Origin of the sequence: Haemophilus sp. HMSC066D02 (assembly GCF_001810545.1) — a bacterium.
Lineage (GTDB): Bacteria > Pseudomonadota > Gammaproteobacteria > Enterobacterales > Pasteurellaceae > Haemophilus_D.
This window is the reverse complement of sequence record NZ_KV801808.1, coordinates 128,269-153,109: the sequence shown is the minus strand read 5'-3', so window position 1 is coordinate 153,109 and position 24,841 is coordinate 128,269. Positions and strand designations below refer to the sequence as shown.

Here is a 24,841-nt window from a genome sequence, read left to right as displayed (position 1 = left end):
CTCCTTAAAATTACAGCTGAGCTGCAACTTCATCACTAATTTCACCGTTATGATATACGTTTTGTACATCGTCACAGTCTTCTAACATGTCAATTAAACGCAACAATTTAGGCGCAGTTTCAAGATCAAGATCAACCGTTGTTGATGGAATCATTGTCACTTCTGCGTTATCAATTTTAAATCCTGCTGCTTCGATTGCATCGCGCACAGAACCTAAATCTTCCCACGCAGTATAGATTTCGAATGAACCATCATCTTGTAGCTGAATATCATCCGCACCGGCTTCAATTGCTGCCTCCATTAACGCATCTTCTTCACCTTGGCTAATTAAAATCAAGCCTTTTTTGCTGAATAAATAGCCCACAGAACCTTCAGTCCCTAAGTTACCACCACATTTAGTGAAACTTGGGCGAACCTGTGAAATGGTTCGATTTGCGTTGTCACTTAGACACTCAACCATCACAGCAGTTCCACCCGGACCATAACCTTCGTAAATTCTTGTTTCCATATTGGTGTCATCACCACCGCCCACACCGCGTTCAATCGCGCGGTTAATGGTGTCGCGAGTCATGTTGCTTGATAAGGCTTTATCTACTGCCGCACGTAAACGCGGGTTCGCACCGACATCACCGCCACCAATTTTTGCAGCGGTTACTAATTCACGAATTAATTTTGTAAAAATTTTACCGCGTTGCGCATCTTGTGCTGCTTTACGGTGTTTAATATTTGCCCACTTACTATGGCCTGCCATGTTGTTTTCCTTCTTATCTTAAAAACGTTTGTAAATTATACCCTCTTCTATAGAGGAAAGCCTTTCATCAAATATTTTTTGATGGCCTCGGCATTATTCGGCGATTTTGTCATTTGGATCGCTTGTTCAGGTAAAACCCATTGATACGCTAAATGCTCACTTAATATCGGCTCAAATTCCTGCTCAACTGCCAATAAAAACCAATGTTCATGACAGTGAGTCACATTCGGTGCGTATTTATAGCGGAAATGCGGGAAAATTTCAAATTCTATGCTCTCTTTGCAATCAAAAAGTGCGGTCGAATTTTCTTCTATTTTTAATCCTATTTCTTCCCAAACCTCTCGAATTGCTGTCTCTCTTGGGGTTTCATTGCTTTCTAATGTCCCCGTAACAGATTGCCAAAAAGTGGAATCATCTTGACGTTGAAGCATAAGAACACGATGCGTGCTTTCTGCATAAATTACCACAAGAACCGATTGATTATTTTTATATGTCAAACTCGTCATCTGCATAATTAAGAATAGGCTGCATCATACCTTTTCTGCTAAAAACTTTCAAAAAAATTACCGCACTTTAAAACTAAAGTGCGGTAATTATCTCAATTATTTTAGTTTAACCAGCCAGCTTGTTGAGCAATAAACAATCCTGCAAAGGCGGTTAAGTAGAATAATCCTATAAGGGATAACCACAATAAGCCGCCTTTTACACTGTGTTTCGCGTGCTTAGTCAGAGATAAATTCAACCAAGCGAAGATTGGCGCAGAAACAAATGAAGCAATCATCGCAAATTTCAGCATTGGACCCACTGCATTATTAAAGTAGAAAATAATCGCTAAACCCGACAATGCGGCTAAAATCATGCCAATGTTTAAAACTCTTACTGAGCTTTCTTGTTTACCAGACAAAATACGTACTGCTTCAACATTAGTACGAGAATAACCATCAATTACCGTAATTGTTGTACCAAACATACACATAAACGCAATCACCGCAATTAATAAGCGAGACCATTCACCGATAGTACTTGCATACATATTGATAAGTTGGGCGATATATTTTCCACCCACCATCTCTACGGTTTCTGGCGAACCATATTGTACTAATGCACCAAGGGCTAAGAAAACAACAGCTAAAATGGCAGTACCGATGTACCCCACATTGAAGTCAAACAAACCATCTTGATAAGACACTTTGGTTAAACGGCGTTTTGCCACCACCCACATTGAGTTAATTGCAGAAATTTCAATTGGTGCAGGCATCCATCCCATCAAAGCAACTAAAAACGCTAATTTACTTAATTCCCATGGAGAAGGCGCTACAAAATCAGGTGCAGCTACGCCATGGATACCATTACGCATAAAGGCGATCACTACAGCGCTCACGGTGGTTACCGTTAAAGCAATCATGATAATTTTCGATAAGCTATCTAATAGACGGTATTTCCCTAACAATAAAATGCCGGTTGTCACAAGAATCACTAATGAGCTCAATACTGGCATTGGTAGAGGGATTGGGGTGATAAACGTTAAAATTGCTGCTGTTAATAACCCTACTGCAGCAGTATTAATCACAGTCGCAAAAATGTTTAAAGCAAGGAATAACCAAAGATAGAATTTCCCTTTTTGACGGTAACCTTCTAACAAGGTATTCCCCGTATCTAAGGTATATTGAACACCGAAACGGAAGAAAGGATATTTGAATAAATTAGCAAGAATAACAATGCTCACTAATTCCCAACCATAGATCGCACCGGCTTGGGTGGATGCAATAATATGTGAACCACCAACAGCTGCTGATGCCATCACGATTCCAGGGCCTAAGGCAGAGAATTTACTCGCCCATGTTGATTTTTCTACTGGAGTTGAAACTTCACTCATAAAATGTTCTCTTATAAATTAATCATAAATCGAAAAAGGTCTTATTTATAATAGAATTTTATCCTTGAGTAAAGTAAATAAAGTTCCATTTAAAGAAGAATAAAAGAGTAAAAATCTAATTATTTTGAAATTTCAGGATATAACTTCAAAACAAATAAAACTACATCATATTCATACCAAAAAAGTGATGTCTTTAAGTGAATAAAATTTTTTCAATAAAAAGAAAGTGCGGTCAAAATCAGTTGAATTTTTGACCGCACTTATATCGCATTAGCTCATACTAGATACTAAAAACTAGAATAGTCATGAGAAACAAGTCCCCTCTACTCTGACACTTTTGAAGTTTGAGTAAAATATTTATTTACACTTGGTCGATAGAGAATTAATCCAAACACAATTAAGCGAACGACTGAGCCAATAAATGAAGTTGAGTCAAGACCGTAGCTAATCCAGCTCCACACAATATATAAAAGAGCTGATATTATAAATAAGATCCGACCACTATTTTGCCCTTCAAGCAATTTAATACCTGTAAGAAAAATTAATACACCCAGAACAAAATTTATTAGGTATAGTCTCAAAATCTGATCGAAACTTAAACTAAATGTTTCTTCAAATAATGAAAAAAGTAGGGAAAAGCAACCACTAGCTCCCCCCAGTATGTATAACCAAGCAATCACACTTACAGATATTGGGCGTTCCATTTTATACCTTGCAATAACACCTATAACTTAATAAACCAAAAAATCGACCGTAAAACTACGGTCGATTTTAAAAACAGAAACTACTCAGCTTTAGTCACTGCGATACTCAGCTCAGCTAACGCCTGCGGATTCGCAAAACTTGGTGCCTCTGTCATTAAACAAGCTGCGGCTGTTGTTTTCGGGAATGCAATCACATCACGGATATTTTCAGTGCCTGTTAAAAGCATAGTTAAACGGTCTAAACCGAACGCTAAACCTGCGTGTGGCGGCGTGCCGAATTTCAATGCATCCAACAAGAAACCAAATTTTTCACGTTGTTCTTGTTCGTTGATACCAAGAATGCGGAATACCGTTTGTTGCATTTTCGGATCGAAAATACGAACAGAACCGCCACCAACTTCGTAGCCATTAATAACCATATCGTAAGCATTTGCTACTGCATCGGTTGGATTCGCTTCTAATTGTTCTGGCGTAAAATCTTTTGGTGAAGTGAATGGGTGATGCATTGCTGCAAGATTACCTTCATCGTCACGTTCAAACATTGGAAAATCAATCACCCAAAGTGGTTGCCATTCGTCTAAACGAGTTAAGCCAAGATCACGACCTAATTTCAAACGTAATGCGCCCATTGCATCAGTGGTAGTTTGCCATTTGTCTGCACCGAAGAATAAGATATCGCCAGTTTGGGCTTTCACACGCTCAGCTAATGCTTTCCATACCTCTTCATTTAAGAATTTCGCAATCGGGCTTTGTACGCCTTCAAGGCCCGCATTAATGTCATTTACTTTCGCCCAAGCCAAACCTTTTGCACCGTAAATACCAACAAATTGTGTATATTCATCAATTTGTTTACGAGTGATTTCAGTACCATTTGGTACACGAATGACTGCCACACGGCCGTTTGGATTGTTTGCAGGCTCATTAAATACTTTAAATTCAACATCTTTAACGATATCTACCACATCGACTAATTCAAGCGGGTTACGCAAATCCGGTTTATCTGAGCCAAAACGAGTCATCGCTTCTTGCCAGGTCATTTGTGGGAATTTACCTAAATCCACACCAATGATGTTTTGCCATAAACCGTGTACCATGCGTTCCATAATCTCACGCACTTCTGGTGCTGTTAAGAAAGAGGTTTCCACATCGATTTGAGTAAATTCAGGTTGACGATCTGCACGTAAGTCTTCATCACGGAAACATTTCACAATTTGATAATAACGATCAAAACCAGACATCATGAGAAGCTGTTTGAAAAGCTGAGGTGATTGCGGCAATGCATAGAATTTGCCTTTATGTACACGGCTTGGCACTAAATAGTCACGCGCACCTTCTGGCGTTGCTTTGGTAAGCATTGGGGTTTCAATATCAAGGAAACCATTGTCATCCATAAAACGACGCACAAAGCTGGTGATTTTTGCACGGGTTTTCAAACGTTGTGCCATTTCTGGACGACGTAAATCTAAATAACGATATTTTAAACGTTGTTCTTCGGTGTTATTTTGGTTGAAGTCTAATGGTAAAACGTCAGAAGCGTTGTAGATGCGTAATTCTTTCGCTAACACTTCCACTTCGCCTGTCGCCATATTTTTATTAATTTGATTGTCTGGACGCGCGATCACTTCACCTTTAATTTGAATACAAAATTCATTACGTAAGCCTGAAGCTGCAGTTAACGCTTCTTGATATTTCGGGTCAAAACAAACTTGTACGACACCATCACGATCACGCATATCAATAAAAATTAAACCACCTAAATCGCGACGACGGTGAACCCAACCGCTTAATGTTACTTCTTGTCCAATATGGTTGCGGTTTAATGCACCGCAATAATGTGTACGCATCATTTCTATATTCCTTTCATTTTTCTAAAAATGGATAATTAACGCGTTGATTATACGGAAAAAGACATGCCTTTTAAATTGAAAAGCGAAATTTATTTGATCCTTTAAAAACTTTCACTAAAATGACTGCAGTTTTTTGCATTTTATCTAAATAAATGCCCTCTCAATACAACAACAGAATTTAATCATGATGAAAGATACGATTTTTGCAGCCCCGATCGAAAAACTGGGCGATTTTACTTTTGATGAAAGTGTGGCGGAAGTTTTCCCCGATATGATTCAACGCTCGATTCCGGGCTACTCCAACATTATCACGGCGATTGGTATGTTGGCTGAACGTTTTGTGACTGCTGACAGCCAAGTCTATGATTTAGGCTGTTCACGCGGTGCGGCAGCTCTTTCTATGCGACGTAATATTAAACAACCGAATGTGAAAATTATCGGTGTCGATAATTCTTTACCAATGGTGGAACGCTGCCGTCAGCACGTTGCGGCTTATCATAGTGATGTGCCCGTAGAAATTCTTTGCGATGATATTCGTCAAATTGAAATTAAGAACGCCTCAATGGTTGTACTCAACTTCACGTTGCAATTTTTACCACCAGAAGATCGTATAGCCTTGCTCACCAAAATCTACCAAGGTTTAAACCCAAATGGTGTATTGGTGCTCTCTGAAAAATTCCGTTTTGAAGATGAAAAAGTGAATGAGTTGCTTATTGACCTCCATCACCAATTCAAACGCGCTAACGGTTACAGTGAGCTTGAAGTGAGCCAAAAACGCACCGCACTTGAAAATGTCATGCGTACTGACTCGATTAACATCCACAAAGAGCGGTTAAAAAACATCGGATTTTCACACGTCGAATTATGGTTCCAATGTTTTAATTTTGGCTCAATGATTGCAGTGAAATAATCATAACCCAATCAATAATCTAAAAAATAAGGGCGTATCAAATACGCCCTTATTTGTCACTAATGCTTTATAACCCTTTTAAATCCTTATCTAATAAACGAGCTAGCAACAAAATACCGTCTTTAAAGCGATACTCTGCATATTCTGCTTGTGCATAATATTCACCTTTCCCTTCTGCAAAGAAATAATCTTGGCTTGGTAATTCAGGAAGCCAACCACCATTATAACGAATTGGCAAATAAACATTTGGTGTGCAATGTTTAAAATCTGTTGGTATTTCTGATTGCGCCTCACAAAATGTCGCAACATGATTTTTATCAAGATGAACAAGGATATAAGCTTTTTTCTCCGAAGGACTTGATTCATCTATACCTGTGGTTTCATTAGATTCAACAGTATCAATAGGTTCATTGCTTTCAAGAGATTCATTTGATTCAGGTAAAACCTGACTTTGCTGAAACTCAGATAAAATAGCGTAATTCAATACCATATAATCGCCTTGCATCAATGAACGAGGATCCACAGGGGCGATTTTTAAGACAATAGGCTTACCAGTAACCAGCACATCTTCAAATTGCTGCACTTTATAGTTCACCGCCCCCAATAACGCAATCACAAAGACGCCAACAAGCCAAATCGGTGCTTTAAAAACAGGATGGTTTTCTACCGCACTTTGTGAAGGCGCTTTATAACGTGCATGTAAGAATAAAGTAACAATCGCAAAAATAACGGCAAAGCTTACTAGCAATACCCCTTTATAGAGTAATGGGATGCTCAATTGGTAATAGAACCCACCTAAATAAACAACAAAGGCAAATACCAAAAGACCGAAGAACGCACGGCTGTCCGTCCAATAAACAAGCAATAATAACGCAGTTAAATATAAAATGACGGGTATCCCAACAAAGCCTAATGCAAACAAGGTTAATACAAATAAAATTAACACTGCTTCTGTGTGTTTGGATTCACTATGCTTATTCATTAGTGCATAGACAATTAATGGTAATGCACAGACAAGTAAATATAAGATATGGCTAACATCAAACTGGAAGTGTGACCAAAATTGTCCACTTAAAACTTGCAACACATTATCAAGACTCATCGCGTCTGCTGGCATGACATCACTTGAAACATCTGTATCAATAAGGCCATAATCTACCCAAGGAATCGTCATATACGACGGCACAGAGATCCATAGAGAGAATAATACTGTTCCCCAGGCAATAGGCTTTAAATGAATTCGCGCTGATTGATTAGGTCGCATGACCCAATAAAAGAGTACAATAGAACTCAGGAGCTGGATTTTATTAAACCATGTGTTATTAAACCATGTGTTAAACCATGCGTTATTCAAGCTGTAATTATGGAAATATAGATTATAGGAAATTTGCCAATACACGAGAAGCTGGGTAACCAGTAGAATCCTCACTAAAGAATTCGGCATCAATTTGTAGCTAACGATAATAATAACTGGAAAAATCAGTGCGGAGATAAAGATACCGAAATTTGAATCCTCGCTAAATTCATATCCTAATAAAAGAAAAAAATCATCAAATTTAACAAGCAAATAGAATCCTAAAAAACTATTTGCGATCAGAAAAAATAAACCTGCTAAAATTGTAGTGTATTCATTTTTATCTTTATTTAAAGTAATCAACCAAGCTATACTAAATAAAAGAATACCAACGATGAATGCACTAGACGCATCTAAACCTAAAAATAAAAATAACCAAACACCTATAGTCACGAAAGCTATCAATAAAGCTATCATCCATAGTATTGAAATCGCCCAATGGAATTTCTTATTATTTGGATATTCTTGTTTATAGAGTTTCACCAACCACTTGATTGCCATGACTGTGAAAATAAAGCCAATCAATCCTAAAACCACCCCCTCTTCTACACCACGAATCAAAAGAGATGCCAAAAAGCAATAAGCGCCAAGTAAGGCTATGACTGAAATAATTAAATTAATAAAATCAAAGCGATATTTGTGATATACATAAAGTGCGATTAAGGCAGGAATAGCAATTAGCAAAGAACTGAGAGGTGAACGACCAAGCTCACCCCAAGCATAAGCATAAAAGTACACATCATAAATTACTATTAAACCGAATAAACTGGCAAAAGTCAGTACTAGAAATACTTTGGGTAAAATGCGCCAATGTTGGTCATGAAAAGCTTTACTGAATAATTCTGATATCACAAGTAATCCAGCATTAATCAACACGGCATAACACATTGAGTTATGCGAGTTTTGTTCATTAAATAAATAAAACGCAACATTGGCGGTGGCGGCAAATAATAATGCAGAGGCCACATTCGGAAATAATAATAAAAATGGAAGTTGGCAAAGTGTCCAAACAGCAAATAACTGCCATACATCGGCCCCTGTTTGATAGGTTTGGCCGACTAAGGCAAATAAACCGCCAATCAAGACAGAAACAACAAAAAAGAGGCTATATGTCTTCCACTTTAATTTTTCTTTGGCTTGTCGACGACTCTCTCGAATAAAGCAATAAATACCTAATATCACTGTCACCACAAGCAATGTTTGTAAGCCATAAATTTTGGCTAAATCAGAAAAATAATCTAAATTAGCTGCAATTAACGTGACTACGCCACTCGTTAAAAATCCCACAGTTAATAATAAAAACAGTAAATTTAAATAACGTTGCCAAGAAAGATTAAAAAGGCCTGTTGTATTCATTCATTTTTTCCTTTTTATAAAAAGATTAGTATTATCTTAGCATAATAGTAAGGTAAATAAATCAATTAAAAAATATGATGCAATTTATCCTATGTTGAAGATTAATTCGCGCCAAATCGCATTCTATGGCATAATTTAGCGAACACAATTAAAGAAGGAAAACGACATGAGAATTTTACACACGATGCTTCGAGTAGGTGATTTAGACCGCTCTATTAAATTTTATCAAGATGTTTTAGGTATGCGTTTATTACGCACAAGTGAAAACCCTGAGTATAAATATACGCTTGCTTTTTTAGGTTACGAAGATGGCGAAAGCGCTGCAGAAATTGAATTAACATACAACTGGGGCGTAACTGAATATGATCTTGGTAATGCTTATGGGCATATTGCTATTGGTGTAGATGATATTTACGCGACTTGTGAAGCAGTACGTGCTAATGGCGGTAAAGTCACTCGTGAAGCCGGCCCAGTTAAAGGCGGCACAACCGTGATTGCATTCGTTGAAGATCCAGATGGTTATAAGATCGAATTTATCGAAAACAAAAGTGCAAAATCAGCTTTAGGGAATTAAGGAATACATTGTGTCAGATACACCTGAAATTCCTTATCATCACCAATTAAAAAATCGCTTCCGTGGCTACTTTCCTGTCATTATTGATGTGGAAACGGCTGGGTTTGATGCAAAAAAAGATGCACTTTTAGAGCTTGCAGCTATCACCTTAAAAATGGATGAGAATGGCAATTTACAACCTGATCAAAAATGCCATTTTCATATTGAACCATTTGAGGGGGCGAATATTAATCCCGAATCTCTCAAATTCAATGGGATTGATATTCACAATCCATTGCGTGGTGCCATATCTGAATTAGATGCGATCACGGGATTGTTCCAAATGGTACGTCGTGGACAAAAGGATGCGGAATGTCAGCGTTCTATCATCGTGGCTCATAACGCGGCTTTTGACCAAAGTTTCGTGATGGCGGCGGCTGAACGCACAGGTGTAAAACGCAATCCATTCCACCCTTTTGGGATGTTTGATACCGCAACGCTTGCCGGTTTTATGTTTGGACAAACAGTGCTCGTCAAAGCATGCCAAGCAGCAAAAATCCCTTTTGATGGTAAACAAGCACACTCTGCGCTATATGACACCGAACGCACAGCGGAATTATTCTGCTATATGGTCAATCACTTAAAAGATCTTGGTGGTTTCCCGCATATTGCTCAAACAAATGAAACGGAAAAAACAGCTGAAAATCAGACCGCACTTTAATTTTCAAATTTTTTTTAGAAAAAAGGCTTGCAATCGTTTTCGGTTTACCGTATTTTAAAAAGTAATTCGATTTAGTTATCTAAATAAGAGAGTTTCAAATGAACTTTATCCTGCGTCACCATCATCGCCATTCAACTGAATAATCTTTCAGGCTGTTGGCGCGCTTGGAAGATTTCTTCCGAGCTGACAAGATAAAGATCAAAAAATCTTACCCCTCGGAAGGCAACTTTCGAGGGGTTTTGTTTTATTATTAATTACAGGAGTTTATTACTATGCGACATCTAACCTTAAATCAATTTTCTTTTATGCGCCCTTTTTCTTTTAATTAATCAATAAGGAACAACAATATGCTATCGAATCCCGTTGTTATTTCAATTGTCGTACTACTGGCATTAAGCCTACTGCGCGTGAACGTGGTTATCGCACTGGTAATTTCCGCGCTTACAGCCGGCTTATGCGGAGACCTAGGTTTAAGTAAAACCATTGAAACCTTTACAGGCGGCTTAGGTGGTGGTGCTGAAGTGGCGATGAACTATGCGATGCTCGGTGCATTTGCCATTGCGATTTCAAAATCTGGCATCACTGATTTGCTTGCCTACAAAATTATTACCCGAATGAACAAAACACCAACTGGTAAAAATTTAGCCTGGTTTAAATATATGCTGCTTGGTATTTTGCTTTTATTCTCAATTTCATCCCAAAACTTGCTCCCTGTGCACATTGCGTTTATTCCGATTGTGGTACCGCCTTTACTTTCTATTTTTAACCGTTTAAAAATCGATCGTCGTGCAGTGGCTTGTATTATTACCTTTGGTTTAACCGCAACCTATATGATCTTGCCGGTTGGTTTCGGGAAAATCTTTATTGAAAGCGTTTTAGTAAAAAATATCAATCTTGCTGGTGCCCCACTCGGTTTACAAACCAGTGTTGGTGAAGTTTCTTTCGCTATGCTTATCCCTGTTATTGGTATGATTCTTGGTTTACTCACTGCCGTATTTGTTACCTATCGTAAACCGCGTGAGTATGTTGTGACAACGGCAGAACCAACTACAACTGAAATTGAACAACACATTGCAAACATTAAACCGATTCAAATTACCGCAAGTGTAGTCGCCATTGTCGCTACATTTGCTACCCAGCTTTTCACAAGTTCAACTATCATTGGTGGCTTAGTCGGTTTAGTGATTTTCGGTGCCTTTGGTATTTTCAAACTCAAAGAAAGTAACGACATTTTCCAACAAGGTTTACGCTTAATGGCGATGATCGGCTTCGTTATGATTGCGGCTTCTGGTTTCGCGAATGTGATTAATACCACAAGCGGTGTGAAAGAGTTAGTTGATGCACTTTCAATGGGTGTGATTCAAAGCAAAGGCGTTGCGGCATTCTTAATGTTACTCGTTGGCTTATTGATTACCATGGGTATTGGCTCTTCTTTCTCAACCGTGCCAATTATCACCTCAATTTATGTACCACTTTGTCTCTCTTTTGGTTTCTCACCACTTGCAACAGTGGCTATCGTAGGTGTAGCGGCGGCATTAGGGGATGCGGGTTCACCGGCTTCTGACTCCACACTTGGTCCAACATCCGGTTTGAATATGGATGGTAAACACGACCACATTTGGGATTCTGTTGTACCAACCTTTATTCACTACAACATCCCATTATTAGCATTCGGTTGGATTGCAGCCATGACCCTTTAATCGTTATAATCCCTGCATTCATTATGCGGGGATTTTTTTATGTCTATTCAATCATTACTCAATACGCTCGAACAAAAAGTACAGCAACGTGCTCAATCTTATCAAGCTGACTTAGATAAAAAAATCAATGCTAAATTTAACCGCACTTTATTTACTGAAGATTTTGAAACCGTCGGTTTTTATCTCAAAGAAATTCAACAAAGCTTAACGAAGCTATGCAGCCTTCCCCATCAAAATGAAGAGCAAATTGTATTTATGGCTGAACATCTTTTAGGGCAATGCACCGCATTGACTGAAGCTATGAATCGCAAGCATAAAAAAGCTATTCAACCGAAAAAAATGGAACAACCAGTTACAAGCAGTAAATCACAGCACAGCATTCATCGACTTCCGCCAAGAGAGCGTCTAGAAAAATATTATGAAGCCTTACAGCAACTCACGGAAAAATACGAAGAAGCTAAAGCACAAGCGAATACGGCTCAAACAGATATTCAACGAGATGTACATAAGCAAACAGCCGCAATTTATTTAACGCGTCGTCAAAAATGTTTAGAAGCCATTGAGACCTTAGAAGAATACCTTGCCTTCAAAGAAGCACAAGAAAGTGCGGTCAAAAAATAAGATCTTTTTGAAATAGAGTGAAAAGCAAAAATCCCTAAATCTTTCGACTTAGGGATTTTTTTGAATTTGATGGCGGAGGAAGTGAGATTCGAACTCACGGAGGGCGTAAACCCTCGCCGGTTTTCAAGACCGGTGCCTTCAACCACTCGACCATTCCTCCGTGATTTAAGCGAGGTGAATAATACGTTTTTTCCCCCACCCCGTCAAGCAAGAAAATAAAAAAATTATCTGACTGACTACTTTTAAATCACAATGTTTTAAAAATACACAAAATAAAAAACGGAACCTATTGGTTCCGTCTTTATTATTAGGATATTACTCTGCTTTCGCTTGTGTCGGTTCAGAATAAATATGGCTAATTGCACTATGATGGCCTGCCGCGCCTTTACCATTAAAGTAATAACGAGACTCCGTCCATTCTACAATTGGGAATGGCTTAGACTCTTCATCTGGTGCTTTAGCTAGTGTCATGGCCGCTTTTGTATGTGGTACGGCTGAAATAGTACCTGCACGACCAGTGAACACATAAGAACTTACAAATTTTGCTTTTTCTTGTGGTTCAACTTCTGCAGTTGCGACTTGAGCAACAGGTTCTGATTTATGATGCAAACGTTCTAATGATTCTTGCACTTTCTGTTGAATCGCTTCATTTGCCGGTTGAGTAATGAAATCTAACGCAGGTTGTGCTTCAACTGATTTCTCTTCCACAACAATACCTGTTGCAGGCGTAATCACACCTTTTTTCGTTTTTTCTTGCTCAAGCAACTCATCTACCGATAAGAAATTATTTTCTTTCGGTGCATTCACAGCTGAATAATCGATGCATACTTTACCGCTTGCTAATTCTGGAGAAGCTACCGCTGCAAATAATGGCATCGGGGACTTCACTTCATTACGACGACGGCGTTGATTATTCGATGCACGTAAATGACGAGGTGTACGGCGCTGACGTTCTTGACGTGGTTTATCTTCTGGATTATCAACAGTGGTGTTTTCAACCACGTCATTTTTAATCGCAGAAACTTCAACCGCTTCAATCACATTCTCATTTCCGTTATTTGCATTGTCATCAATGCGAACGCGTTTACGTAAATCACGACGTTGACGACGCTCAGCTACCGGTTTCTCTGCTTTTTCTTCTTGGCGATTATCATCAGAAACATTCGCTAAATTAACCGCACTTTCTGAAATAACCTCTTCATTAACGTTGCGACGATTACGACGATTATTCACACGCTCACGAGTTGGGCGTGCATTTTCTTCGTCTGTATTTTTCGCATTGTCACTATTTTCATTGCGAGAACGACGATTATTACGACGATCTTGATTACGACGATTATTACGATTTCCGTTACGATTATTACGATTGTTTTGGTTTTTCTCTTCTGCTTTTGGCTCAGAAGCAAACAAACCTTTAATTGCAGCAACAATTTTCGCAAACAATGATGGTCCCTCTGGTTTGCGCTCAACTGGTGCTGGTGCTGCCGTTGGGATCGATAGCGATACCGCAGCACTTTCCATCACTTGTTCAGATGTCACAGCTGCGGTTTCAATATTACGTGAAACAAGGGATTCTTCTGGTACGAATGCATCGTCTTGCGCTTCATGGAATTTGGCTAAGTTGTAGCTTAATTCATTCAGTTCTTCACCTTCACGTACGCGGAACACGCTGAAGTGCGGGGTTTCCATCGCTTCATTTGGCACCACGATAATCTCTACATCATGGCGTTTTTCGATGCTGCTTACTGCTTTACGTTTTTCGTTAAGTAAGTAAGACGCGATTTGTACCGGCACGATAGTGTGTACTTGTTTGGTATTTTCTTTTAACGCTTCTTCTTCGATTAAACGTAAAATTGAAAGCGATAAACTTTCGTTATCACGCACTTTACCCGTACCTTGGCAGCGTGGACACACATGATGAGAAGACTCACCCAATGATGGACTTAAACGCTGACGTGACATTTCCAACAAGCCGAAGCGAGAAATACGGCTGATTTGAATACGTGCACGGTCTTGACGCACTGCATCACGGATACGATTTTCTACTTCACGTTGGTGACGAACAGGTGTCATATCGATGAAATCGATGACTACTAATCCACCTAAGTCACGTAAACGTAATTGACGAGCAATCTCATCTGCCGCTTCAAGGTTGGTATTTAATGCGGTTTCTTCAATATCACCACCACGAGTTGAACGCGCCGAGTTGATATCGATCGCTGTTAACGCTTCTGTCACATCGATCACAATCGAACCACCAGAAGGTAAACGTACTTCACGTTGGAAGGCGGATTCAATTTGAGATTCAATTTGATAGTGGCTAAATAGTGGCACTTCGCCTTGATACAGTTTCACACGATTGATGAAATCTGGACGCACAAGTTTGATGTGCGCTTTTGCTTTTTCAAATACTTTCGGGCTATCAATTAAGATCTCACCAATATCACGACGCAAGTAATCACGGATCGCACGAACGATCACATCACTTTCTTGGTGAATTAAGAACGGTGCAGGACGACTTTGTGAAGCTTGTTTAATTGCTTCCCAATGATGTAAAAGTACTTTTAAGTCCCATTGCAATTCTTCTGGTGATTTACCTACACCCGCTGTACGCACGATAAGACCAACACCTTCCGGTACATCTAAAGAACTCAATGCTTCTTTTAATTCGATACGTTCATCGCCTTCAATACGGCGAGAGATACCACCTGCACGTGGATTGTTTGGCATAATCACCAAATAACTACCGGCAAGGGAAACAAAAGTGGTTAAGGCTGCGCCTTTATTGCCGCGTTCTTCTTTGTTCACCTGAACGATTACTTCTTGTCCTTCAGTCAAAATATCACGGATATTTGGACGACCTTGGAACACATAATCAGCAGGGAAATACTCGCGGGCAATTTCTTTTAAAGGAAGGAAGCCATGGCGCTCTGCACCATAATCTACAAAGGCAGCTTCTAAACTCGGCTCTACGCGAGTGATTTTCCCTTTGTAAATATTGGCTTTTTTCTGTTCATGACCCGGACTTTCAATGTCCAAGTCGAATAAACGCTGGCCATCGACCAACGCAACGCGCAACTCTTCTTTTTGAGTCGCATTGATTAACATTCTTTTCATTGTCAATTTCTCGTTTGAATAATCTAAAATACCTTGAAAATTAACCGCACTTTACAGATTTACTGACCTTAGCCATCGACCTCGTGTTTCTCGCGAACAGTCAATCTCACGACTGTGTGTTGCTGGGTGCATTGATAGCATACTCAATTGTTATCTAAGACAATTTTCGTAAAACAATGCGATGTGTTAATTACGCATTGCAAGGAAGCGTTAATCCTCAAGAAAAACATGTTGATTATCAATGTCTTATGCCATTTGCCGCATTGAGTTTTGACCAACATACAAAATCGCTTTCTAAATGCCAAATTTGAGGCGCAGAAAGACGCTCTATTATCCACATTCGGGGCTAAATTAGCAAGGCATTCTTGCTATTATCACTAGGGATAATGTGATATGATTCAGCCCAATTTTTAAAGGACAGATTCAATGACTGAAAAACAAGAAAAAATCATCAATCAATCCGTCAAAATGCTCACGATTTCTGAGGATGAAGCTGGACAACGCATTGATAATTATTTATTGGCAAAATTAAAAGGTGTGCCAAAAAGTTTGATTTATCGCATTCTGCGTAAAGGAGAAGTACGTGTGAACAAAGGACGAATCAAACCTGAATATAAATTGCAAAATGGTGATGTGGTGCGAGTGCCACCAGTTCGTGTTTCTGAAAAAAATACTGCACCGATATCTAAAAACTTGAATAAAGTCGCCTCCCTTGAAAGCCATATTATCTTTGAAGATGATTGTTTATTAGTATTGAACAAACCTTCTGGCATTGCGGTTCATGGCGGGAGTGGTTTGAATTTTGGCGTGATTGAAGCCTTGCGTGCATTACGTCCTGAAGCCCGTTTTTTGGAATTGGTTCATCGTTTAGACAGAGATACATCAGGTATCTTATTAGTGGCGAAGAAACGCTCTGCCTTACGCAACTTACACGAACAACTTCGAGTTAAAACGGTACAAAAAGATTATCTCGCACTCGTGCGTGGACAATGGCAATCTCATGTAAAAGTTGTGCAAGCGCCTTTATTAAAAAATGAGCTAGCCAGTGGTGAACGCATTGTTAAAGTCAGTGAGCAAGGTAAACCTTCTGAAACGCGATTTGCCATTGAAGAACGCTATCAAAATGCGACCTTAGTAAAAGCGTCGCCTGTAACGGGAAGAACCCATCAGATCCGAGTTCATACTCAATATGCAGGTCACCCAATCGCGCTGGATGATAAATACGGTGATAAAGAATTCGATAAATATATGCAAGATCTCGGACTCAATCGTTTGTTTTTACATGCATTTTCTATTCGCTTTGAGCACCCTAAAACGGGCGAAACATTACGTTTCAATGCTCAACTAGATGAAAAAATGAAAACAATTCTGAAAAAACTGCGTGAAAGCAAAGAGATAAACCCATAGACAAGAAAAATGTTTATTGTTATATTTGATGACGGAGACAACTCGTTTCTATCATTAATTAACATATAACAACAAAGGATAGCAAAATGGCAAAAGGACAATCATTACAAGATCCTTATTTGAATGCGTTACGCCGTGAACGTATTCCTGTTTCGATTTATCTCGTTAATGGGATTAAATTACAGGGTCAAATCGAATCATTCGACCAATTCGTGATTTTATTAAAAAACACGGTTAACCAAATGGTGTACAAACACGCAATTTCGACTGTGGTTCCAGCTCGTTCTGTTTCTCACCACAATAATAATGGCGGTCATCATGCAGCACAAACTTCTGATGCTGTAGCGGAAGTAGAAACACAAGCAGAATAATTCTGTTCAATGAATGATTTCATCAATTTAAGTGCGGTTGAAAATTCACCTGAAATTTCAACCGCACTTTCGTCATCTAAAACAGGCGACAATAGCCAATCGGCGAAAGATAAAGCTGTCGTCGTGCATGTTTTCTTTTCTCAAAATAAAAACATTGAAGATCTGCAAGAATTCCAACTTTTAGCGGAATCTGCCAATGTTGAGATTTTACAAATCATCACCACGAGCCGTGCTACACCACAAGCAAAATATTTTATCGGTGAAGGAAAAGCACAAGAAATTGCGGATGCAGTAAAAGCTTTAGATACTGATGTTGTTTTGGTAAATCATCAATTAACCCCTGCACAAACCCGTAATTTGGAAAGCATCTGCCAATGCCGAGTGGTGGATCGCACTAGGGTAATTTTAGATATCTTTGCCCAACGAGCTCGATCACACGAAGGGAAATTACAAGTTGAATTAGCTCAGCTTAAGCATTTATCCACTCGATTAGTTCGCCGAAAAACAGGCTTAGATCAACAAAAAGGTGCGGTTGGATTACGTGGTCCAGGGGAAACGCAATTAGAAACGGATCGCCGTTTAATCAAGGTGCGTATTGCACAGTTGCAAAATCGTTTGGCAAAAGTCGAAAAACAACGCAATCAAAATCGCCAAACCCGACAAAAAGCGGATATTCCGACCATTTCCTTAGTGGGTTATACCAATGCGGGGAAATCTACGTTATTCAATTTCATCACACAAGCCAATGTCTATGCGGCGGATCAGCTTTTTGCTACCCTCGATCCCACATTAAGACGTTTACAAATTCAAGATGTTGGTACGGCAATTCTCGCGGATACCGTTGGTTTCGTTCGCCAACTTCCCCATGATTTAGTTTCCGCTTTTAAATCTACCTTGCAAGAAACGGTAGAAGCCAGTTTGTTATTGCATGTCATTGATGCAGCAGACGCTCGAAAAATCGAAAATATTGAAGCTGTGAATTTAGTGTTGGAAGAAATTAAGGCTGATAAAGTGCCTGCATTATTGGTGTATAACAAAATTGATTTATTGGAAAATGTGGCGCCTCATATTGAATATGATGACGAGAATAAGCCCGTTGCCGTTTACCTTTCCGCACATTCAGGTGAAGGATTAGATCTACTGCTTGAAGCCATTAAAGTGCGGTTGAAAAATGAGATACTTTCTTTCACCCTCACGCTGCTCCCACAAGAGGGCAAAATCCGCCATGCGCTTTATCAATTAGATAGCATTCGTCACGAGCAAATTTCAGATGAAGGTGAATTTATCCTCAATGTACAAATTGATAAAGTCGAATGGCTCAAACTTTGTAAACAATTCCCTAACCTGTCAAAAATTATTTACTAATACCGTATTGTTTTAATTTATTGGCAATCGCCGTATGTGATACGCCTAATCGTTGTGCCAATTTTCGCGTACTTGGATATTGTGCATAAAAAGCGCGGAGTACACTCGCCTCATATTGCCCCATGATCTCATCCAGGGTTTGCTCACCAAAATCATCCACAGAAATGACCGCACTTTGTATAGGTTTTAAATTTAAACTTTCAATATCAAGCTGGTTATTTTTTGCTAAGGAACAGGCACGATACAAGACATTGTATAGTTCTCGCACATTACCTTGCCAAGGCTGACTTTTTAAATAATTTAAAAAATTAGCCTCATATTGCGGCATTGAAATCTTAAGCTGTGTGCTGATTTCTTGTAAAAAACCTTCGGTTAAAGGCTGAATGTCTTCTAATCGTTCACGCAGTGGTGGCACAATTAGCGCTAAAACATTTAAGCGATGAAATAAATCACTTCGTAATTTCCCTTGCTCTAACAGTTTTTCCATCGGTTCTTGTGAGGTACAAATCACCCGAACATTTGCATGATGTTCTTTTTCTTCCCCCACTCGACGGAAAGAACCATCGGTTAAAAAACGCAATAATTTTGCCTGTAAACTTAATGAAAGCTCCGCAATACCATCCAGCAACACCGTGCCTTCGTTAGCATATTCAAAAAAACCGATGGTTTCACTGTCACCTACTTTACGCCCAAACATTTCGCTTTCCGCATCTTCATCTGGCAAGCCCGCACAGTTTACTGCAATGAATTTTTTCTCACGGCGCAAGCTCGCAAAATGACAAGATTTTGCTAATAAGTCTTTACCAGTACCCGTTTCACCTTGAATTAAAAGCGGCACATCAAACATCGCAAAACGTTGTGCATTTTCGACCGCACTTTTCATGGAAAGGCTTTGAGTGACAAAGCAAGAGAAAGGATCTTGTGGATTAAATGTCAGCATAAAATAAGCTCATTTTATTGAATGATGCCAATATGATAGGGAGTTTATTGATATGTGTAAAGATTAATTTACATATAAAAAGGGCAATCCTTGACTGCCCTTTTAGATGGTTTTTTGTATTATTTTTTCACTGCACGATCAAGTTCTTGCGCGATGATTTCCATGCTTTCTAAACCACCAAACGCAAGATACCAATTGGCTGCATCAAGATACACAATGTGTCCATCTTTATATGCTTTGGTTTGTTTGATGATATCGTTATCCAATACTTTTTGTGCATTGTTGGCTTTTTCTGTAATCGCCGCGGTACGATCCACGACAAGTAAAAAGTCTGGATTTTTTTCTAAGATATATTCAAAACCAACACTTTGTCCGTGCGTAGATGATTTAATGCTGTCATCAATCGGTTTAAAACCAAATTTTTGATACACCATACCATAACGAGAACCATCACCAAAGGCACTGATTTTACTTTCATTGACAAGTACCAATAAGGCTGTTTTGCCTTTCGCATCTTTGGCGACTTGGTCAACCTTACTTTCTAATGCTGAAAGTTTTTCTTTCGCAACATTTTCTTTACCAAAGATCTGACCAAGTGCGGTCACATTTTGTTGAAAACTCGGGTAGTAATTGTTGTAGTCATTTTCAACATTAAATACTGGCGCAATTTCTTTAAATTTGTCGATCATTTTTTCTTGACGTTTAGACGCGATGATCAAATCCGGATTGAGTTCGTTAATTTGCTCCAATGATTGTTCTTTCAAATCACCGACATTCTTATATTTTTTGTCTGCAAATTCTGAAAGATAACTTGGAATTTTTCCGCTTTGTGGGAAGCCCACGATTTTATCTTGCACACCTAATGCACGAAGTGTGTCTGCTGCACCAAAATCAAGCACAATGACTCGCTGTGGATTTTGTGGCACAACCTGCTTTCCGGCGGCATTTTCAACGGTAATATCTGCTGCTTGAGCAACACCGACCAAAGCAAAAAGTGAAAGTGCTAATGTTGATAATGTTTTTTTCATGAAGATTTCCTTATTTATCTAAAATAAACAGCAATTTTATGGTCGTCGATATCCTGAATAGGTATCGCCATATCATAAATATCTTGTAACACGGGCGATTGCATAATGTGGTTAACTTCCCCTTGATGCACTAATTTTCCATTTTTCATGGCAACAATGTAGTCTGAATAACAAGAGGCAAAATTAATATCGTGAATCACAATCACCACGGTTTTGTTGAGTTCTGTCGCTAATTTTCGCAAAACTTGCATGATCTGTACTGAATGTTTCATATCCAGATTATTTAATGGTTCATCCAACAAAATATAATCCGTATCTTGTGCAAGTGTCATCGCAATATAAGCGCGTTGTCGCTGCCCACCACTTAAGTTATCGATATATTGATGACGAATATCATCTAAATTCATATAAGCAATGGCATTATCAATAAAAGTGCGGTCAGTTTGGGTTAAGTTTCCTTTGCAATAAGGGAAACGCCCAAAAGCGACTAAATCTTCAATGGTTAGACGCAAATTAATGTTGTTAGCTTGCTTTAAAATCGCAAGTTGTTTCGCAATATCGCTACTTTTCTTACGATTGAGCAATTCACCGTTGAGATAGATCTCACCACTATCCGCATTCAACAAACGGCTCATAATAGACAGCACCGTACTCTTCCCTGCGCCATTCGGCCCGATAAAAGACGTAATCTTCCCCGTAGGAATGGTGAGTGACACATTATCCACCACCTTTTTGCTTCCATAACTTTTAGTAATATTGCGAATTTCTATTGCCATTTTTTGTTTGCTCTTAATAACAAATAAATAAAGTACACGCCACCGACAAAATTAACGATGATGCTTAATGTCGTGCGGAACGTAAAAATATGCGTCACCAATAATTGCCCTAAAACCAAGGTAATGATGGAAATTAACATCGCAGCAGGAATGAGTACCTTGTGACGATAATCACGAACAAATTCAAAGGTTACGTTCATTACCAATAACCCAAGGAAAGTAAGTGGGCCAACAAGTGCTGTCGACACTGACGTCAAAATTGCCACGAGAATTAAGAGGACTTTTAAAGTCTTTTGATAATCGATTCCTAAGTTAATGGCATTTTCTCGTCCTAACGCCAACACATCAAAGCAATGCCAATATTTCAAGCTGAAAACAATCGTCGCCACTAAAATGGCTAATGCCACCCACAAGATTTGTGTATTGATTCGGTTGAAACTTGCGAAGCCAATATCTTGTGCGATCTGGAATTCATTTGGATCAATCAATACTTCCATAAACGTCGTCAAGCTACCAAAGAAGGTGCCGAAAATAATCCCGACAAGCAACAAGAAGAAAATATTTTGGTTTTCTTTCTTAAATAGGAAGTGATAAAGCACTAATGAAAACGCCATCATTAATCCCGTACACAACACAAACAATGCAATAGAATTCATTGAAAGCAATGTGCTTGAACCGAAAAGGAAAATAATCGCCGTTTGAATCAGTAAATACAGCGAATCTAATCCTAAAATACTCGGCGTGAGAATTCGGTTATTCACAACTGTTTGGAAAATCATCGTAGCGAGTGCAATTGCCGCGCCTGTAATCACAATCGCAATTAAGGATAAGGCACGATTTTCCAAGGCATATTGCCAACGGTTTGGTAAGTTGTAGCCTAAATAAAGTGCAAGAGAAACAATGGCTAACAACGACAATACAATCAGTTGAGAAGAAGATTTCTTAGCCATTTCTATACCGCTTTAATAATAAAAATAAGAAGATCCCACTGCCAAATACGCCAACCACGGCATTAATGGAAATCTCATAAGGATAAATCACACTTCGACCTAAAATATCGCAGAATAAAACAAATACGGCACCTAGCAAGGCCGTATGAGATAACACTTTCTTCAAGTTATCCCCTAAATAAAGCGTGACTATATTCGGGATAATTAACCCCAAGAAAGGGATCACGCCCACAGACACGATAATAATCGAAGATACGACCGCCACAATGAGCAATCCGAGATAAAGAACTTGGTTGTAATTTAGACCTAGATTAACCGCAAAATCTTTCCCCATCCCGACAATAGAAAAACGATGCGCAAATAAATAAGCTACGATGAGTGTAGGAATACTGAAATATAACAATTCATAGCGACCAGACATCACAAGAGAAAAGTCCCCTTGTAGCCACCCGGATAAGTTTTGTAATAAATCTTCTTTGTAAGCAATAAAGGCGGTAATTGAACTGATGATATTACCAAACATAATCCCGACTAATGGCACAAAAATCGTGTCCTTGAATTTCAAACGGGACAGAATCGTCATAAATAACAATGTGCCAAGGAAAGATACAATCACCGCAATGGTGGTTTTTAACAACATTGAAGCTGTTGGGAAAAACAGCATCGCCATTAAAATCCCTAATCTTGCACTATCCATGGTACCCGCAGTGGTGGGAGAAACAAATCGGTTTCGACTGAGTTGCTGCATCACTAAGCCACAAATACTTAAGGATGCACCTGCAATCAAGATACTGATTAAGCGAGGTACGCGACTAATTAAAAAGATCTGCCATTGATTACCTTCAAAATTCAGTAACCCTTGCAAATTAACGGTACTTACCCCGAGAAAAAGTGAAATAAAGGAAAGCACTATCAAAAGAAAAATCAGATAACGTCTCTTAATCATAAAAATGAGAATAATTCTAAAATGCAAAGAGAATAGCATATTGAGGAAAAAGAGAAAAGATGAAGTGCGGTCAGTTTTCAGCTAATTTTTTAAGCCTATAAAAAATGCGGTCAAATTTGACCGCACTTTATTCACTATAATTTTAATGTTCTTTCAACTTCTTTCGCTCGGACTAAGAATTGTTTACGCTCTGCAGTTGCCATACCGCTGCTGGTACCCGGTAATTTCACCGTAAGCGGGTTCACCGCTCGCTCATTGATATGAAACTCGTAGTGTAAGTGTGGACCAGTTGAAATACCCGTATTACCAGTTAATGCAATGCGCTCCCCTTTCTTCACTGTTTGGCCCGCACGCACTAGAGCACGACTTAAATGCATATACACCGTTTGATATTCACGACCATGGCGTATCACCACATAACGTCCTGCACCACCGGCTTGATAAGCCACTTTTTCCACCACACCTTCTGCTGGCGCAATAACTGGCGTACCTGGTGAAACAGCAAAGTCTACCCCTTTATGCGGACGAACACGTCCCGTTACCGGATGGCGGCGATTTGGGTTAAATGGTGACGAAATACGTGCTTGACGTTGTAATGGATAACGCGCAAAACCTTTGCCAAGGGTTTCCCCTTGCTTATCGTAGTAACGACCATTCGCTGCTTGAATACCATAATAGCTCTTACCATCTGCTATAATGTGAATCGCTTCAACGTTACCTTGACCGGTTAATTTATCGCCTAAATATTCACGTGATACCAAAATCGCAAACTTGGTTCCGTTACTAAGTTTTTGAAGGCTTACTTGCCATTGTAATGCTGAGCTTAATTGGCTGATTTGACGACCATCTAGACCTAAATCACGCAAACTTGATGCAAAAGATCCGTTAATCGTGCCTTTTAGCACCTCTTTCTTCCAGATACTTTTCTTCTCTAGAATTTGGCGTTTAAACTTACCGTCTTCTGTGCGTTCATAAATACGTTCTTCTTTTTCAGACACCAACCAGTTTAAATACTCCAGCTGATCTTCTTTATCTAAAATCCAATAGAACTGCTGACCTGCGCGTAAGTTTTTTAATTCAGGATATTCGGCAATTAAATTTTTCGCCGTATCATCTTCTAAACCTGAAAGTTCTAACACGTCTTTTAAGGAGTCGCCACGCACCACGGTATGACTAAATTGATCGGTAATACGCAATGCCTGATCAGCTACATCTAAAATGCCACTGAGCGCATCTTGTGCATCTTTTGGCAAATCAGTTAGCTCATCAAACTGTGGTTTAATTTCATCTACTTCATCATCTTTGGCTTGAAGATCATCATCGTAAGAAGTCGCATCTTCCGTATTCGCATTCTGCTTAGTTTCAGGATGTTCGCCTGCTTGAGTTTGTTGCTTATCTGATTCTGTTTTTTCAGGTGTAAGAGATTGATATTGAACGTTATCCACCATCTCTGGCTCAAGATTACTTTGCAAAGAAGGATCATAATCAGCGGTATCTTTAAAAGCGAGGAAAATACCCGTTAAAATAAGCAAAAGTGCGGCAAAAAAA

Annotated in this window: 21 protein-coding genes, 1 tRNA gene and 1 other annotated feature; of the genes, 8 read left to right on the top strand and 14 right to left on the bottom strand. The window is 39.1% G+C overall.

The window, feature by feature from the left end; all coding sequences use genetic code 11:
* Window positions 1–10: 10 nt before the first annotated feature.
* The 5 genes from HMPREF2750_RS06165 to aspS form a co-directional block, all read right to left on the bottom strand.
* The gene (locus HMPREF2750_RS06165; protein ID WP_070583072.1) at window positions 11–751 is read right to left on the bottom strand and encodes a YebC/PmpR family DNA-binding transcriptional regulator; all 741 of its coding nucleotides are present in this window, start codon (window positions 749–751) and stop codon (window positions 11–13) included.
* Window positions 752–798: 47 nt separating this feature from the next.
* Window positions 799–1,257, bottom strand: a complete 459-nt coding sequence (gene nudB, locus HMPREF2750_RS06160; protein WP_070583084.1) for a dihydroneopterin triphosphate diphosphatase — start codon at window positions 1,255–1,257, stop codon at window positions 799–801.
* 101 nt (window positions 1,258–1,358) lie between these two features.
* Entirely contained in the window at window positions 1,359–2,627 is a 1,269-nt protein-coding gene (locus HMPREF2750_RS06155) for an NRAMP family divalent metal transporter (RefSeq protein ID WP_070583071.1), read from the bottom strand.
* 323 nt (window positions 2,628–2,950) lie between these two features.
* On the bottom strand, window positions 2,951–3,331 hold the full coding sequence (locus HMPREF2750_RS06150) for a hypothetical protein (protein ID WP_070583070.1): 381 nt from the start codon (window positions 3,329–3,331) through the stop codon (window positions 2,951–2,953).
* 80 nt (window positions 3,332–3,411) lie between these two features.
* Window positions 3,412–5,178 carry an aspartate--tRNA ligase gene (gene aspS / locus HMPREF2750_RS06145; RefSeq protein ID WP_070583069.1) on the bottom strand — a complete coding sequence of 589 codons (1,767 nt, stop codon included), beginning with the start codon at window positions 5,176–5,178 and terminating at the stop codon, window positions 3,412–3,414.
* Between the two features lie 184 nt (window positions 5,179–5,362).
* Here aspS and cmoA point away from each other — a divergent pair, with 184 nt between their 5' ends.
* On the top strand, window positions 5,363–6,088 hold the full coding sequence (gene cmoA, locus HMPREF2750_RS06140) for a carboxy-S-adenosyl-L-methionine synthase CmoA (RefSeq protein ID WP_070583068.1): 726 nt from the start codon (window positions 5,363–5,365) through the stop codon (window positions 6,086–6,088).
* 67 nt (window positions 6,089–6,155) lie between these two features.
* Here cmoA and HMPREF2750_RS06135 read toward each other — a convergent pair whose 3' ends face one another.
* Window positions 6,156–8,798 carry a GDYXXLXY domain-containing protein gene (locus tag HMPREF2750_RS06135; RefSeq protein WP_070583067.1) on the bottom strand — a complete coding sequence of 881 codons (2,643 nt, stop codon included), beginning with the start codon at window positions 8,796–8,798 and terminating at the stop codon, window positions 6,156–6,158.
* 166 nt (window positions 8,799–8,964) lie between these two features.
* Here HMPREF2750_RS06135 and gloA point away from each other — a divergent pair, with 166 nt between their 5' ends.
* From gloA to priC, 4 genes are all read left to right on the top strand, one after another.
* Window positions 8,965–9,372: a lactoylglutathione lyase gene (gene gloA / locus HMPREF2750_RS06130; protein WP_049370516.1), complete on the top strand. Its 408-nt coding sequence runs from the start codon at window positions 8,965–8,967 to the stop codon at window positions 9,370–9,372.
* Window positions 9,373–9,382: 10 nt separating this feature from the next.
* Window positions 9,383–10,072, top strand: coding sequence for a ribonuclease T (gene rnt / locus HMPREF2750_RS06125; protein ID WP_083304605.1), 690 nt, complete (start codon window positions 9,383–9,385; stop codon window positions 10,070–10,072).
* Between the two features lie 118 nt (window positions 10,073–10,190).
* Window positions 10,191–10,317 (top strand) — a sequence feature (His leader region).
* Window positions 10,318–10,419: 102 nt separating this feature from the next.
* Window positions 10,420–11,772: a Na+/H+ antiporter family protein gene (locus tag HMPREF2750_RS06120; RefSeq protein ID WP_070583065.1), complete on the top strand. Its 1,353-nt coding sequence runs from the start codon at window positions 10,420–10,422 to the stop codon at window positions 11,770–11,772.
* A gap of 39 nt (window positions 11,773–11,811) precedes the next feature.
* Window positions 11,812–12,393, top strand: coding sequence for a primosomal replication protein PriC (priC, locus tag HMPREF2750_RS06115; protein WP_070583064.1), 582 nt, complete (start codon window positions 11,812–11,814; stop codon window positions 12,391–12,393).
* A 70-nt stretch (window positions 12,394–12,463) separates the two neighbouring features.
* Here the strand turns inward: priC and HMPREF2750_RS06110 are convergent.
* Both HMPREF2750_RS06110 and rne read right to left on the bottom strand, forming a co-directional pair.
* Window positions 12,464–12,553, bottom strand: a tRNA-Ser gene (locus tag HMPREF2750_RS06110).
* Window positions 12,554–12,708: 155 nt separating this feature from the next.
* The gene (gene rne, locus HMPREF2750_RS06105; protein WP_070583063.1) at window positions 12,709–15,510 is read right to left on the bottom strand and encodes a ribonuclease E; all 2,802 of its coding nucleotides are present in this window, start codon (window positions 15,508–15,510) and stop codon (window positions 12,709–12,711) included.
* Window positions 15,511–15,936: 426 nt separating this feature from the next.
* On the opposite strand from rne, the gene rluC reads away from it, so the two are divergent.
* The 3 genes from rluC (at window position 15,937) to hflX (ending at window position 18,653) form a co-directional block, all read left to right on the top strand.
* The gene (gene rluC, locus HMPREF2750_RS06100) at window positions 15,937–16,917 is read left to right on the top strand and encodes a 23S rRNA pseudouridine(955/2504/2580) synthase RluC (RefSeq protein WP_070583062.1); all 981 of its coding nucleotides are present in this window, start codon (window positions 15,937–15,939) and stop codon (window positions 16,915–16,917) included.
* A gap of 86 nt (window positions 16,918–17,003) precedes the next feature.
* Window positions 17,004–17,288, top strand: a complete 285-nt coding sequence (gene hfq, locus HMPREF2750_RS06095; RefSeq protein WP_005697164.1) for an RNA chaperone Hfq — start codon at window positions 17,004–17,006, stop codon at window positions 17,286–17,288.
* 9 nt (window positions 17,289–17,297) lie between these two features.
* The gene (gene hflX, locus HMPREF2750_RS06090) at window positions 17,298–18,653 is read left to right on the top strand and encodes a ribosome rescue GTPase HflX (protein ID WP_070583061.1); all 1,356 of its coding nucleotides are present in this window, start codon (window positions 17,298–17,300) and stop codon (window positions 18,651–18,653) included.
* Here the strand turns inward: hflX and HMPREF2750_RS06085 are convergent.
* The 6 genes from HMPREF2750_RS06085 to mepM all read right to left on the bottom strand — a co-directional run bounded on the left by HMPREF2750_RS06085 (window position 18,643) and on the right by mepM (window position 24,825).
* Window positions 18,643–19,593: a sigma 54-interacting transcriptional regulator gene (locus tag HMPREF2750_RS06085; RefSeq protein WP_070583060.1), complete on the bottom strand. Its 951-nt coding sequence runs from the start codon at window positions 19,591–19,593 to the stop codon at window positions 18,643–18,645. The two genes, hflX and HMPREF2750_RS06085, sit on opposite strands and share 11 nt — an antisense overlap.
* 119 nt (window positions 19,594–19,712) lie before the next feature.
* Window positions 19,713–20,621, bottom strand: coding sequence for a siderophore ABC transporter substrate-binding protein (locus HMPREF2750_RS06080; RefSeq protein WP_070583059.1), 909 nt, complete (start codon window positions 20,619–20,621; stop codon window positions 19,713–19,715).
* Between the two features lie 14 nt (window positions 20,622–20,635).
* Entirely contained in the window at window positions 20,636–21,397 is a 762-nt protein-coding gene (locus HMPREF2750_RS06075) for an iron ABC transporter ATP-binding protein (RefSeq protein WP_070583058.1), read from the bottom strand.
* Window positions 21,388–22,347, bottom strand: a complete 960-nt coding sequence (locus HMPREF2750_RS06070; RefSeq protein WP_049380439.1) for an iron chelate uptake ABC transporter family permease subunit — start codon at window positions 22,345–22,347, stop codon at window positions 21,388–21,390. The genes HMPREF2750_RS06075 and HMPREF2750_RS06070 overlap by 10 nt, the downstream gene beginning before the upstream one ends.
* Window positions 22,340–23,293, bottom strand: a complete 954-nt coding sequence (locus HMPREF2750_RS06065) for an ABC transporter permease (RefSeq protein ID WP_065244208.1) — start codon at window positions 23,291–23,293, stop codon at window positions 22,340–22,342. The genes HMPREF2750_RS06070 and HMPREF2750_RS06065 overlap by 8 nt, the downstream gene beginning before the upstream one ends.
* 134 nt (window positions 23,294–23,427) lie before the next feature.
* Window positions 23,428–24,825 (bottom strand): murein DD-endopeptidase MepM, encoded by a 1,398-nt coding sequence (gene mepM, locus HMPREF2750_RS06060; protein WP_410002407.1) that lies wholly within the window; start codon window positions 24,823–24,825, stop codon window positions 23,428–23,430.
* Window positions 24,826–24,841 lie beyond the last annotated feature (16 nt).

Coding starts and splice junctions, on each gene's coding strand:
- HMPREF2750_RS06165 (WP_070583072.1), bottom strand. CDS start 751: ATGGCAGGCCATAGTAAGTGGGCAAATATTAAACACCGTAAAGCAGCA.
- HMPREF2750_RS06070 (WP_049380439.1), bottom strand. CDS start 22,347: ATGGCTAAGAAATCTTCTTCTCAACTGATTGTATTGTCGTTGTTAGCC.
- rne (WP_070583063.1), bottom strand. CDS start 15,510: ATGAAAAGAATGTTAATCAATGCGACTCAAAAAGAAGAGTTGCGCGTT.
- HMPREF2750_RS06065 (WP_065244208.1), bottom strand. CDS start 23,293: ATGATTAAGAGACGTTATCTGATTTTTCTTTTGATAGTGCTTTCCTTT.
- cmoA (WP_070583068.1), top strand. CDS start 5,363: ATGATGAAAGATACGATTTTTGCAGCCCCGATCGAAAAACTGGGCGAT.
- HMPREF2750_RS06075 (WP_070583058.1), bottom strand. CDS start 21,397: ATGGCAATAGAAATTCGCAATATTACTAAAAGTTATGGAAGCAAAAAG.
- HMPREF2750_RS06135 (WP_070583067.1), bottom strand. CDS start 8,798: ATGAATACAACAGGCCTTTTTAATCTTTCTTGGCAACGTTATTTAAAT.
- rluC (WP_070583062.1), top strand. CDS start 15,937: ATGACTGAAAAACAAGAAAAAATCATCAATCAATCCGTCAAAATGCTC.
- HMPREF2750_RS06155 (WP_070583071.1), bottom strand. CDS start 2,627: ATGAGTGAAGTTTCAACTCCAGTAGAAAAATCAACATGGGCGAGTAAA.
- HMPREF2750_RS06080 (WP_070583059.1), bottom strand. CDS start 20,621: ATGAAAAAAACATTATCAACATTAGCACTTTCACTTTTTGCTTTGGTC.
- HMPREF2750_RS06150 (WP_070583070.1), bottom strand. CDS start 3,331: ATGGAACGCCCAATATCTGTAAGTGTGATTGCTTGGTTATACATACTG.
- aspS (WP_070583069.1), bottom strand. CDS start 5,178: ATGATGCGTACACATTATTGCGGTGCATTAAACCGCAACCATATTGGA.
- priC (WP_070583064.1), top strand. CDS start 11,812: ATGTCTATTCAATCATTACTCAATACGCTCGAACAAAAAGTACAGCAA.
- hflX (WP_070583061.1), top strand. CDS start 17,298: ATGAATGATTTCATCAATTTAAGTGCGGTTGAAAATTCACCTGAAATT.
- hfq (WP_005697164.1), top strand. CDS start 17,004: ATGGCAAAAGGACAATCATTACAAGATCCTTATTTGAATGCGTTACGC.
- gloA (WP_049370516.1), top strand. CDS start 8,965: ATGAGAATTTTACACACGATGCTTCGAGTAGGTGATTTAGACCGCTCT.
- HMPREF2750_RS06085 (WP_070583060.1), bottom strand. CDS start 19,593: ATGCTGACATTTAATCCACAAGATCCTTTCTCTTGCTTTGTCACTCAA.
- nudB (WP_070583084.1), bottom strand. CDS start 1,257: ATGACGAGTTTGACATATAAAAATAATCAATCGGTTCTTGTGGTAATT.
- HMPREF2750_RS06120 (WP_070583065.1), top strand. CDS start 10,420: ATGCTATCGAATCCCGTTGTTATTTCAATTGTCGTACTACTGGCATTA.